Annotated in this window: 12 protein-coding genes; 5 read left to right on the forward strand and 7 right to left on the reverse strand. The window is 56.4% G+C overall.

The features are described 5' to 3' along the window. Positions 1–115 precede the first annotated feature (115 nt). Complete coding sequence (mce, locus tag OS189_RS15640; protein WP_267168264.1) at positions 116–520, forward strand: methylmalonyl-CoA epimerase; 405 nt, start codon at positions 116–118, stop codon at positions 518–520. A gap of 3 nt (positions 521–523) precedes the next feature. After that, positions 524–820: a DUF1467 family protein gene (locus OS189_RS15645; protein WP_267168265.1), complete on the forward strand. Its 297-nt coding sequence runs from the start codon at positions 524–526 to the stop codon at positions 818–820. On the opposite strand, the gene OS189_RS15650 is transcribed toward OS189_RS15645, so the two are convergent. The 4 genes from OS189_RS15650 to trpS form a co-directional block, all read right to left on the reverse strand. Then, positions 750–1487, reverse strand: coding sequence for an EI24 domain-containing protein (locus OS189_RS15650; protein ID WP_267168266.1), 738 nt, complete (start codon positions 1485–1487; stop codon positions 750–752). The genes OS189_RS15645 and OS189_RS15650 overlap by 71 nt on opposite strands. Continuing rightward, a complete protein-coding gene (locus tag OS189_RS15655) occupies positions 1478–2050 on the reverse strand; it encodes a nitroreductase family protein (protein ID WP_267168267.1) in 573 nt (190 codons plus the stop codon). The genes OS189_RS15650 and OS189_RS15655 overlap by 10 nt, the downstream gene beginning before the upstream one ends. A gap of 115 nt (positions 2051–2165) precedes the next feature. Then, positions 2166–2891 (reverse strand): sterol desaturase family protein, encoded by a 726-nt coding sequence (locus tag OS189_RS15660; protein ID WP_267168268.1) that lies wholly within the window; start codon positions 2889–2891, stop codon positions 2166–2168. A gap of 117 nt (positions 2892–3008) precedes the next feature. After that, positions 3009–4034, reverse strand: coding sequence for a tryptophan--tRNA ligase (gene trpS, locus OS189_RS15665; protein WP_267168269.1), 1026 nt, complete (start codon positions 4032–4034; stop codon positions 3009–3011). Between the two features lie 88 nt (positions 4035–4122). Here trpS and OS189_RS15670 point away from each other — a divergent pair, with 88 nt between their 5' ends. Beyond that, positions 4123–4818 carry a rhomboid family intramembrane serine protease gene (locus OS189_RS15670; protein ID WP_267168270.1) on the forward strand — a complete coding sequence of 232 codons (696 nt, stop codon included), beginning with the start codon at positions 4123–4125 and terminating at the stop codon, positions 4816–4818. Here OS189_RS15670 and murJ read toward each other — a convergent pair. The 3 genes from murJ to OS189_RS15685 form a co-directional block, all read right to left on the reverse strand. Continuing rightward, positions 4815–6359, reverse strand: a complete 1545-nt coding sequence (gene murJ / locus OS189_RS15675) for a murein biosynthesis integral membrane protein MurJ (RefSeq protein WP_267168271.1) — start codon at positions 6357–6359, stop codon at positions 4815–4817. The two genes, OS189_RS15670 and murJ, sit on opposite strands and share 4 nt — an antisense overlap. Before the next feature lie 120 nt (positions 6360–6479). Further along, positions 6480–9251, reverse strand: a complete 2772-nt coding sequence (locus OS189_RS15680) for a [protein-PII] uridylyltransferase (RefSeq protein WP_267168272.1) — start codon at positions 9249–9251, stop codon at positions 6480–6482. Positions 9252–9259: 8 nt separating this feature from the next. Then, entirely contained in the window at positions 9260–10444 is a 1185-nt protein-coding gene (locus OS189_RS15685; RefSeq protein ID WP_267168273.1) for a penicillin-binding protein activator, read from the reverse strand. 88 nt (positions 10445–10532) lie between these two features. On the opposite strand from OS189_RS15685, the gene rsmI reads away from it, so the two are divergent. Both rsmI and OS189_RS15695 read left to right on the forward strand, forming a co-directional pair. Next, positions 10533–11405, forward strand: a complete 873-nt coding sequence (rsmI, locus tag OS189_RS15690) for a 16S rRNA (cytidine(1402)-2'-O)-methyltransferase (protein WP_267168274.1) — start codon at positions 10533–10535, stop codon at positions 11403–11405. Further along, on the forward strand, positions 11402–11782 hold the full coding sequence (locus OS189_RS15695) for a YraN family protein (protein ID WP_267168275.1): 381 nt from the start codon (positions 11402–11404) through the stop codon (positions 11780–11782). The genes rsmI and OS189_RS15695 overlap by 4 nt, the downstream gene beginning before the upstream one ends. Positions 11783–11809 lie beyond the last annotated feature (27 nt).

Here is an 11809-nt window from a genome sequence, read left to right on the forward strand (position 1 = left end):
TGTGATGTTGCCCCATCGTTACGCAGTCATACCTAAGAGAGGGTTAACGCGTCGCATTGCGTGTCGGCCCATTGCATCGCATAACCGCGCAAACCATTTTTCTAAGGAGAGATCCATGATCGGACGTCTTAACCATGTCGCCATCGCTGTGCCCGACCTTGAGGCCGCAGCAGACCAGTATCGCAACGCGCTGGGCGCAAATGTCGGTGCGCCGCAGGACGAGCCTGATCACGGCGTCACTGTGATCTTTATCGAACTGCCCAACACCAAGATCGAGCTGCTTTATCCGCTGGGCGAAAACTCCCCCATCCAAGGGTTTCTGGACAAGAACCCGTCAGGCGGTATTCACCACATTTGCTACGAAGTTGATGATATTATCGCGGCCCGTGACCATCTGAAATCAACAGGCGCGCGGGTGTTGGGGGATGGTGAACCGAAGATCGGCGCACACGGCAAGCCGGTGATCTTTCTGCACCCCAAGGATTTCAACGGCGCGCTCGTCGAACTCGAGCAGGTGTAAACCATGGGTCCTGTATCTGCTGCCGTATTGTTTGCCGTTGTCTGGTTCATGGTGTTCCTGATCATTTTGCCCATTCGGGTGCAGACGCAGGGTGATCTGAAAGACATCGTGCCCGGCACACACGCTGGCGCGCCGGAGCATCATCATCTGGGAAAGAAAGCGATCTGGTGTACGGTGATCGCTCTTGTCGTTTGGGGATTCTTTGTTGCGGTTATTCTGTCCGGAATGATCAGCGTTGATAATCTTGAGGACTGGATGGGGCGGGGCGCCCCTGCGGCAACATCTGAAACAGGTGCGTAAATGTTGCGGCGCCAAGGATAGGAACCAGCAGGTTCAACAGCGGGATGGACAGCGGCATTGCCATCAGGATGCCCGCTGCCCAGATCGTGGCAAAGTGTTTACGCCGCAATTCACGCGCCCGTTTTCGTCCGACACGGCGCATCGCGGCAAGGGTGTAATACTCCCGCCCCAGTAAAAAGCCGTTCACCGCCCAGAAAATGAAAATCGCCACCGGCGCAAAAATGACGTACAGGATCAGGGCGACGATATTCACACCCACAATTACACCTAGAAAATTAACGGTATCGCGCAGGGCTTCCCAGAACGGTGTGCGCGGTTGCTGGGAAATATGCGGATAATGCACCGCCTCGACCGCGTCAGCCACATCATCCAAAAACATGGATGTGATGGCGGACGCCACCGGCACCATTAGAAACACCGACAAAAACAGCACCAGAAACGCAGCGCCCCAGCTGAACAGATCGTCCAGCCATTGCACTTCGCCCAAGACCGGCAACCATGCGCTTTCGCCGGTAATCCAGTCTACGAACCAGACGAATCCGGCAGCTGCACCGATCAGCAATGCCAGCGTCAAGCCGACGCCGATCATCAGAACACGGCGGAAACGCGGGTCACCGACTTGGCCCAGCGCCAGACCGAAGGCTTTGAAAATCGTGTCTATAGCCATGTTGTTATTGCCTCTATGTCAGGGCGGGGGCGTTCCGGCGGGGTGCTTTTGGGGGTCCCGATATGGATCAGCCCTGCAATACGTTCATGCGCACCAAGGCCAAACCCCTGCTCCATAAACCCACGGTCATGGCTGACCCAACCGCTCAGCCAGTTCGCGCCCCATCCAGAAGCCAGCGCAGCATTAAGCAGCGCCAGACAGACCGCGCCTGCGGAATAGGTCTGCTCAAGCGGGGGAATTTTCGGCGCATCTCTTTGCACTTCGATAACGGCCACTGCCAGATTGCCTTGATCAAACTGCGCGCATCCCTTTGCGATCTGTTCAGGGTCCAGCGCCAGTTCCGCACCACGGGTTTTGGCAAGTTCAGACAGGCGTGCCATCGCGGCATGATCAATCACGATAAAACGCCACGGCTCCAGCTTCCCGTGATCAGGGGTGCGGGCGGCGGCCGTCAATATCTGCATCAGCTCGTCTTTTTGCGGCACTGGTGTGGTCAGTGTCTTGGCGGGACGCGAGCGGCGGTTAAGTAAAAATTCCAGCGCGGCAGGGTTCGGGGTTGGCATAGTGGTTCATCCTGTATCTCTGTGGGTGATCGCCATTATTCAGCTTTGCACAAAGGTCGCAAAGCAGGTGCGGATTGTCCACGTCAATCATGACTATTTGGGTAAGGTATCCGCATCACGCCGCCGCAGCGCGCGCCACCTCGGCATCCGATAAGCCATATTTTGGCGCAAACCGCGCCCGTGCGGCGACGAGACGTTTATCATCAGGGCGCAGCCCCAATGTGCGTATGAATTCGATACGTTGTTTCGATTTCAGCGCCTCGCGGTCAATCGCCGTGTTCATGGCTCGGTCAATAACCTCCCCACCGGGAGAGACGTGAAACCACTTTGAAAAGTCGCGAAAATGATGCTGGTTGTGCAGGGTCGTCACATGGCGCTCGATCCTGGTTTTGGGTATGTTGAGGTGTGAGGTCATGTGAAACCATTCGTACGCCATAAACATCAGCACACCGCCCACCAGAACAATGGCGACAGCGATGTCAAACGCCGCAGGCAGGCCTATCAATGTTGCAATGCCCCAGACCAGACAGAAGTTGAACGCCAGCACCGGCAGCGCCACCCAAGGCGGCACAAAGAACAATCCGTGATTGGTGGGAAAGTCGTGGTGACCGTAATGCGCTTGGTACAGCAGATCAAACGCCCATTGATTTTGCGGTGGGGGCAGATGGAAGATGAACCTGTGAAGATTGTATTCATTCAGCATCTGCGCGCCAACGCCCAGAGGAATCAACAGCCATGCCCACCACGGCGCATGAGCAACCATGACAATGACGCCAACCAATGCGGCGAGCGCCATTGCCACGACGCTGACGTGCGAAAACATAATCCTGAGCCGTGCCATAAATGGATCCTCCGCATCTGGCGGCGATCCTATTTGACACCGTTCAGAGAAGTCAAACCTGTCTTCACGACATCCCGTGTGCTGGTTCTTCAGCGTGACGCCCGGCGTTCGAACGTGTTAACTGCCAACCATTCCGACAATTTCATAGGTCTGTTTCAGGATCGGCGCAGTGATTTCGCGCGCCTGAACGGCACCTTTGGCCAGCAGGCGGTCAATCTCGGCGGGGTCGTTCATCAGGCGCGCCATCTCGGTCGAGATCGGCGACAGCTTTGCAACAGCCAGATCAACCAGCGCGGGTTTAAACGTGCCAAACTGCTGGCCGCCAACCTCTGCAAGCACCTCATCCACAGATTGTTCGTTCAAGGCGGCGTAGATATTGACCAGATTGCGCGCCTCTGGACGGTCTTTCAGGCCTGCCGCTTCGGATGGAAGCGCATCGGGATCGGTTTTGGCTTTGCGAATCTTTTTAGCGATGGTGTCGGCGTCATCGGTCATGTTGATCCGGCTGGCATCTGACGGATCGGACTTTGACATTTTCTTTGATCCATCGCGCAAGGACATCACGCGCGTTGCAGCACCTTCGATTACAGGCTCGACGATTGGAAAGAAATCAACGCCATAGTCGTGGTTAAACTTGGTGGCAATGTCGCGTGTTAGTTCAAGGTGCTGTTTCTGGTCTTCGCCCACGGGCACATGGGTTGCGTGATAGATCATAATATCAGCAGCCATCAGCGCAGGGTATGCAAACAGCCCCAATGATGCGGCCTCGGCATTTTTGCCGGCCTTGTCTTTCCATTGGGTCATCCGGCCCATCCAACCCATGCGCGCCACGCAGTTGAAAATCCACGCAAGCTGCGCGTGTTCGGGCACCTGACTTTGGTTGATCAGTATTGATTTTTCGGGGCTGATACCGGAAGCGATGAAACCTGCGGCCAGTTCGCGGGTGTTATGGCGCAGAGTCGCCGGGTCAAGCAGCTTGGCCGTAATCGCGTGCAGATCAACCATGCAATAGACCGTCTGGAAATCACCCTGATCCTGCATGTCCACGAAGCGTTTGATCGCGCCCAGATAATTCCCCAACGTCAGCCCGCCCGAGGGCTGGATGCCGGAAAAAACGCGAGGGGTAAATGTGGTTTTGGTCATGGGAGGCTCCGCTTGGGGCTGGATATGCTATTGCGATGGGCTTACCCATGGCGCTACGTCCCGTCAACCAGACCTGAAAGCCACGCCCATGTCAGACCAGCACGACCCCGAGTTCGAATCCCCGTTCAACAAATTGCCGGTGGTGGTGATCATCCTGTTCCTGATCATCGCCGGGATCGAACTGACCCTGACCGCGGGAGAGGCGGGGCTGGTCGGCGGGCCGCAGGCGATTGGCTGGCGGCTTGGGCTGGTGCGTGATTGGGGGTTCTCGGGTGATCTGTTCGACGCGATGCTGGCGCAAGGGTACTGGGCGCCTGAACATCTGGCGCGGTTTGTCACCTATCCGTTTATCCACCTGAGTTTTACCCATGCCTTGATTGCAACAGTGCTTATGTTGGCGCTGGGCAAGATGGCGGCGGAGGTCATGGGGCAACTGGCGATGTTGGCGCTTTTTGTCCTGTCGGGCATTGGCGGCGCGCTGGCCTATGCGCTGTTCCTGAATGATCCGGTGTGGCTGGTGGGGGCGTATCCATCGGTTTACGGGTTGATCGGCGGCTACAGCTTTTTGCTGTGGCGCAAGCTGGGGGCCAATGGCGGGCAACAACTTCAGGCCTTCACTCTGATTGCCATGCTGATGGGACTGCAACTGGTGTGGAGCCTGTTTACATCTGTCGGCTACGGTTGGGTGGCCGAGCTGTCTGGATTTGTCTGCGGCTTTGTGATCAGTTTTGTCTGCGCGCCGGGGGAGTGGGCGCGCATCTTGCAGCGTCTGCGGCAGCGTTAACCGCCACGTCGCATCGCGGCCTTGAACTCGGAAACTTTGAACGCGCCCAGCATCTGGCCGCTGCTGAAATAAGCCAGCGCTCCGATGCAAAGCAGGATCAACAAGCCCAGACCGCGCCACCACGGCACCGCCATTAGGGTATTGAGCTGTACGTTAAAGAACCATAGCACCGCGCCCATGATCAGGGACGCAGCGATGATCCGCCAGATCCGGCGACGGAACCGCGCGTCAACACGTGCTGCATCACCGAAACCGCGCGCGCCAATAGCCAGTAACCCGTACATGCCCCAACCCGCGACAGTTGTGGCCATGGCAGGGGCCAGCCAGCCAACCCATGGCGCAAGGCCCACCGCAAGGACTGCATTGATCACCATAGCCACCAGCGCAAAGTAGAAAGGGCGGCGGGTGTCTTCACGGGCGAAATAAAGCGGCTGAACGATTTTCTGCAAAACAAACGCAGGCAGGCCGAGACCGTAGATCATAACAGCAGTGGCAATCGCGGCGCTGTCATCCGTACCGGACGCGCCACGTTCAAACAAAACCGACACCAGTGTTAGGGGAATGACCATCAGCGCAACTGCTGATGGAATCGTCAACGCCAGTGATATTTCGGCGGCGCGGCTCAGCGCGTTTTGTGCGCCTGCATTATCGCCTGACCGCATGCGGCGTGAAAGATCGGGGAGCAAAACAACACCGACTGCGATACCCACGACACCCAGCGGCAGCTGGTAAAGACGGTCGGCTGCAAATAGCCAGCTAACAGCGTTTTCATACTGGGACGCGACAAGCTGTCCGACCACGAGGTTGATCTGCATCACACCGGATGCAAGTGCCGCAGGCAGCGCAATGACAACCAGATCGCGCATGTTTTTATTCCAGCGCGGGCGTTTGGGGCGCAGGGAAAAGCCTGCCTGTGACGCCGCGCGCCACGTCAGCGCCAGTTGCGCCATACCAGCCAGCGGAATGGCCCAGATCAGCCAGTTTATCGCCGCGCCGCCTGTAAGCGCGGCAAACGTCAGAGCAGAGATCACAAAGACATTCAGCAGGACAGGTGCTGCAGCCGCCACCGCAAAGCGTCCCGTCGCATTCAGGATGCCGGAAAACAGCGCCGACAAGGACATAAACAGGATATAGGGGAATACGATGCGCCCGAAACCGACCGTAAGATCAAATCTGCCGTCCCCTGTAAAACCTTCAGCGGTGAGCCAGACAAGACCGGGCATAAAGATCATGCCAAGTGCGGTCAGCAGGGCGACCATGAAAAACAAGCCGGAAAACGCGTTTTGGGCAAATTTGGCGGCATCTTCGCCGGCCTCCAGCCGCTTGGAAAACATCGGCACAAAGGCTGCGTTAAACGCGCCTTCGGCAAAGAAGCGGCGGAACATGTTGGGCAGCCGGAAGGCCGCGACAAAGGCATCCATTAGCGGACCGGGGCCGATCAGTGACAGGATCATCACTTCGCGCACAAAGCCGAGGATGCGGCTGAGCAGGGTCCAGACTCCGACAGTGAAGAAGCCGGACATCAGGCGAATGGATTTCATTGGGCCAAGCCTTTGTTGCAGGTATTGCATGGCCTAGCGATTGGTGCGCGCCTGTGCAATTGCCTTTTGCCGCACGCGCAACGCGTTGTGCAAGCAGAGGCCATGCAAAGCGGCAACAGTTCAGCTATCAGCGCGCGCTACACCATCCATAATCGCTTGGCGCAGGCGTTTTTCCAAAGTGCGCTGTTTGCTTTCGGAGTGATATTTCAGGCCGAACATGTCTTTTACGTAGAACGTATCGACAACCTGCTCGCCGTAGGTCGCGATGACGGCATTGGCGATATAGACATTCATCTCTGCAAATGTGCGGGCAAGATCATACAGCAGGCCCGGGCGATCACGCGTGTCGACCTCGATAATCGTGTAAATCTCGGAGCCGTCGTTATCGAATGTGATCGACGTGGGCACACGGAAAGCCTTTTCACGCTTTTTGATCTTGTCGCGGGCTTTTAACGCATCCCGTGCGATCACCTCGCCGCGCAACGTCTTTTCAATCATTTCGCGTAGGCGCGGCAGTTTCGATGCTTCATAGGGTTTGCCTTCGGCATCCTGTATCCAGAAGGCATCAGTGATATATCCGTCCTTGGTGGTATAGCTGCGCGCATCTACAACATTGGCGCCGACCAGCGCCAGCGCGCCTGTCAGACGGCTGAAAATACCGTGATGGTCGGGCATCACAAAACACGCCCTTGTGGCGTCGCGGTCTTCGTCGGGGTGCAGATCGATGTTGACCTTATCCTTGTCCACCTCGCGCAACAGATTGGCAAAAGCCACATGCGCAGTAACGTGCAGGCCTTGCCAGTAAGGGTCATAATGGCGCGCTGTCTCTTCCTTCAACGCCTTTTTGGGCCAGTCCGGCAGCGCAGCACGCAGGGCTTTTTTCGCCTCTGTACCACGGTTTTTGCGGTTCAGGTCTTCCAGGCCGGTTTCCAATGCGCGTTTGGTCTGGCGGTAAAGGCCCCGGATCAGGACGGCCTTCCAGTTATTCCACGTATTCGGCCCCACACCGCGAATATCGCAAACTGTCAGCACGCACAGCAGATCAAGCCGTTTGACGGTTTGCACAGCTTTGGCAAAATCACGCACAGTGCGCGGATCAGCGATATCGCGTTTCTGCGCCATGTCAGACATCAACAGATGATAGCGCACCAGCCATTCGACAGTATCGACTTCATCCTGTTTCAGGCCCAGACGCGGGGCAACCTTGCGCACAATCCTGGCCCCTAGGATCGAGTGATCCTCCGAGCGGCCTTTTCCAATATCGTGCAGCAACAGAGCCACAAACAAAACCTTGCGGTTGACCCCTCTTTTGAGGATCGAGGAGGCAACCGGGAGTTCTTCCTCCAGCTCGTTCTTTTCGATCATTGCAAGATGCGCGATGGTCTGGATCGTGTGTTCGTCCACGGTATAGCTGTGATACATGTTGAACTGCATCATCGCTACAATGGGTTCAAATTCGGGGATAAAGGCGGCAAGCACGCCTAACTCGTTCATGCGGCGCAACGCGCGTTCGGGGTTGCCGTGTTTCAGCAGAAGATCCAGAAAGATGCGCTGTGCTTCGGGTGTCGTGCGGACAGTGTCATCAATCAGATGCAGATTGGCCTTAACCGTGCGCATTGCATCGGGGTGGATCAACATGCCTGTGCGCAACGCTTCTTCGAACAGGCGCAACAGATTCAGCGGATCCCTTAAAAAGTTATCGTTGTTGTCAATTGCGATGCGGTTATAAATGACTGAATACCCCGCCTTGATGCGCGGACGACGGCGAAACAGCCGCTCCAGCAGTGGTTCGGATTTGACGTGCATATCTTCCAGCTTGGTCACGAAAATGCGGGTCAGATCACCCACAGCCGTGGCATGCCGGAAGAAGGCCTGCATAAATACCTCAACCGCGCGGCGGCCTTCGCTGTCTTCGTATTGCATGGCCTCGGCGACGCTGACCTGCATGTCAAATGTCAATTGTTCGGTCGCGCGATTTGTCAGCAGGTGCAGATGGCCGCGTACCGCCCAGAGAAAATTCTCGGCTTCTTTGAATGTCTCGTATTCATCGATGCGGAAAACGCCAGCCGTGACCAGATCGGCGGAGTGCTCGGCACCATGAATATATTTCGCGATCCAGAACAGAGACTGCAAATCGCGAAGGCCGCCTTTACCCTCTTTGACATTCGGTTCAACCACATACCGCTGACCCTGCTTGAGGTGGCGGGCATCCCGCTCGGCCAGTTTCGCTTCGATAAAGGCGTGGCCCGTGCCGGAAAACAGCTCCCGCTTCAGTGTTTCGTCCAGTTGTTCGGCCAGATCACTGTCACCACAAACATACCGATGCTCCAGTAGAGCTGTCTGGATCGTGTAATCTTCTGTGGCGAGCTTTACACATTCTTCAATCGTGCGGCTGGCATGGCCGACCTTCAGCTTTAGATCCCAAAGGATATATAGCATCGCCTCGATCACGCTGCTGGCCCATGGTGTCACTTCGCCGGGTAAAAGAAACAACACATCCACATCGGAAAAAGGCGCCATTTCACCACGACCGTATCCACCTACGCCAATTACACTCAGTGCGGGGGCGTTGCCGGGAGCAGGATGCAGATAAGTGGTGGCAACCTTGAGGGCCGATTTTACCATGCCATCTGTCAGGTAGGTATACGATGCAGTCATTGCGCCTGCATCAAAGGGTGCAGCGGCAAAGGCGCTTGCGATTTCAGCGCGGCCTTTTATCTGAGCTGCTTGCAGGATTTTGACAGTCTGTTCACGCAATTCGGATGGGGCACTGTCTTGTGCAGCAGCTGCGATAGCTGCGTCGATTGCCGTGCGATCGTAGATTTCGTTTGGATGGGTACTCAGACGTGGCTCTTGAACCACGTCTGAGTCTTCTGCGCTGACGTTATACACAATCGCGCCTAGAAACCTGCGCCGCCAAAAGCCCTTGGCGCAGCTTCCAGCAATACCACCTGCTTATTGCGGATCGTCGCCACCGCCAGACCACGTTCGTTTGTACCATTGGCACGCAGGCGGAAGATGCCGTTCGCCCCCTTGAAACCCGCTCCCTGGGTTAGTGCTCCTCCGGTAAGTGCATTTTTATTGCCGCTCTTAACCAGTGAACCGATGGCCGCGATACCATCAAAGGCGAGCCCAGCAATATCATGTGGCCGCTCGCCATAAGCTGCGTTGTAGCGTGATGCAAAAGCTGCACTGGCACCTGGATCGGGCAGGGCAAACCAGCCCCCCTGAATGCCGGGCAGGGCGAGTGTCTGAGCTGGAATATCCCAACGGGTCAGACCAATATATTGGGAGGAAGAATTGGTCACACCTACGCTGGGCAGCAGATCAGCAAGCAGCGGAAGGGCTGTGGAAGAATTGGATGTCATAAACAGCGCATTCGCCCCCGAGCTTGCCATGACGGCTTTCACTTTGGGAACGGATGCACGCACCGCTTCCTGGCTGAGGGCGTATCCAACAGTACCGGACAATGTTGCACCATTCGCCGCAATGGCCTGCTGGATTGCGTTGCGGCCCAACTGACCACCGATATCGTCCGCATGAAGAACGACGATTTTGCTTTTACCGGCGCGCTTGGCGTAACTTACCAGCCTGTTCGCCGTATTGTCGAACGTTGGCCCCAAAACAAAAACATTACCGCCCGCAATGGTGGTGTTGTTGGAGAAGGACAGGACATTTACGCCCGACGCGGCCACGGCTAAACCGGCGGCATTGGCTGCCTCACCATAGACCGGCCCCAGAATGATCTTCGCGCCATCCGAAACCGCTTGGGTAGCAGCAGTTGCAGCGGTGCTTGCCTGACCCGCAGTGCCGTACACCCGCAGGTCGATTTTCACACCGCCCAGATCACGAATGGCCAGCCGCGCCGCATTTTCAAGGTTTTTGGCTAACAGATTGTCAGCCGCAGACCCACCACGGGGAATCAGCAACGCTACTGGAACTGGCGCGCTGGGGTCGATTTTGGGGCCGCCGGCACTGCTAAGTCCGCCCAGCGCTGCAGGATCACAAGCTGACAACAACATTGCAAATATTGGCAATATCAATAGCCGAAAGGGCTTTCGGATGGTGCGCATAATGGCAAACATGGTAACGGTACTCCCCAGTCAATTGTGCGGGCAACGGCCCAAATAGTGATTGCGGCAATCATATCGTGTCCAAAGGGCGGGTCCAGCGTTGAATATCCATAAGCAAAAGTTAGCAGCCGGCATAACATTCGTGGGTGTCCCGATTGGGACGGCGCGCGATATTACGCTACGTGCCCTCGATGTATTGGCCAGCGCCGATATGTTGGCGGCAGAAGACACCCGAAGCCTCCTTAAGCTTATGGATATACATGGAATTTCGCTGGACGGCCGGCGAATCACGGCCCTGCATGATCACTCAAGCGAGAGCGCAGTGGATCGATTGGTTAAAGCCGCACAAGAGGGAAAATCAGTTGCTTATGCCTCTGAGGCAGGGATGCCACTTATCGCTGATCCGGGGTTCGAGCTTTCGCGCGCTGCGACCCGAGCAGGTGTAAGCGTTACCTGTGCGCCCGGTCCCTCTGCGGTGCTGACCGCGCTCGCGCTCGGCGGATTGCCCACTGATGCATTCTACTTTGCCGGTTTTTTACCCAGCAGTAAGGCTGCAAGGCTGAGCGCGCTTGAGGGTCTGCGAGATACGCGGGCCACATTGGTTTTTTACGAATCGCCAAAACGGATCGGAGCAATGTTGCGGGATGCCGCAACGGCCCTTGGAGGTGAGCGGATGGCGGCGGTCTGTCGGGAATTGACCAAAAAATTCGAAGAAGTCCGGCGCGGCTCACTGACAGAGCTAGCAGAATTTTACAGTAGCAATACCCCGAAAGGCGAGATCGTCGTTCTGGTGGATCGTGGCGATTTAGAAACTATTAATCCGGATGATTTAGAAACGTCTCTGAAAGCTGCGCTAAAGGAACTGTCGATGCGCGATGCGGTGGATTTGGTTGCGAAGGCCCACGCACTGCCGCGCCGACAAGTTTATCAGCAGGCGTTGGAACTGAACACACAGAAGGACGGATCGGAATGAAGGTATCCCAGACGCGCAAACACCGTGGTAGTATGTCATTCCACGCAGGACTGGCCGCTGAAAATCGTATCGCGCAAGATTACGAAAGACGCGGATTTCCCGTAGCGCGCCAAAGATGGCGGGGAAAAACGGGGGAAGTGGATTTGATTGTAAAAGATGGCGAAGGTTTAATCTTTATCGAGGTTAAACAGAGCCGCAGCTTTGAACGCGCAGCCCACCGGGTGAGCGCTGCGCAGATGCGGCGCATTTACTCCTGTGCAGAGGAATATCTGGGCACGCAGCCGCTCGGCAGTCTAACGGACGTGCGCTTTGACGTCGCGTTGGTAAACGGACACGGCGAGACCCAGATCATTGAAAATGCCTTTGCGCACTGTTGAAGGCATTGCGTAGGGCGCCCTGCTTTG

The organism is Sulfitobacter sp. F26169L (assembly GCF_026410285.1).
Lineage (GTDB): Bacteria > Pseudomonadota > Alphaproteobacteria > Rhodobacterales > Rhodobacteraceae > Sulfitobacter.

What these genes read in the sequence shown, in the direction of transcription:
- mce (WP_267168264.1), top strand. Translation starts at nt 116, where the DNA reads ATGATCGGACGTCTTAACCATGTCGCCATCGCTGTGCCCGACCTTGAG.
- OS189_RS15645 (WP_267168265.1), top strand. Translation starts at nt 524, where the DNA reads ATGGGTCCTGTATCTGCTGCCGTATTGTTTGCCGTTGTCTGGTTCATG.
- OS189_RS15650 (WP_267168266.1), bottom strand. Translation starts at nt 1,487, where the DNA reads ATGGCTATAGACACGATTTTCAAAGCCTTCGGTCTGGCGCTGGGCCAA.
- OS189_RS15655 (WP_267168267.1), bottom strand. Translation starts at nt 2,050, where the DNA reads ATGCCAACCCCGAACCCTGCCGCGCTGGAATTTTTACTTAACCGCCGC.
- OS189_RS15660 (WP_267168268.1), bottom strand. Translation starts at nt 2,891, where the DNA reads ATGGCACGGCTCAGGATTATGTTTTCGCACGTCAGCGTCGTGGCAATG.
- trpS (WP_267168269.1), bottom strand. Translation starts at nt 4,034, where the DNA reads ATGACCAAAACCACATTTACCCCTCGCGTTTTTTCCGGCATCCAGCCC.
- OS189_RS15670 (WP_267168270.1), top strand. Translation starts at nt 4,123, where the DNA reads ATGTCAGACCAGCACGACCCCGAGTTCGAATCCCCGTTCAACAAATTG.
- murJ (WP_267168271.1), bottom strand. Translation starts at nt 6,359, where the DNA reads ATGAAATCCATTCGCCTGATGTCCGGCTTCTTCACTGTCGGAGTCTGG.
- OS189_RS15685 (WP_267168273.1), bottom strand. Translation starts at nt 10,444, where the DNA reads ATGTTTGCCATTATGCGCACCATCCGAAAGCCCTTTCGGCTATTGATA.
- OS189_RS15695 (WP_267168275.1), top strand. Translation starts at nt 11,402, where the DNA reads ATGAAGGTATCCCAGACGCGCAAACACCGTGGTAGTATGTCATTCCAC.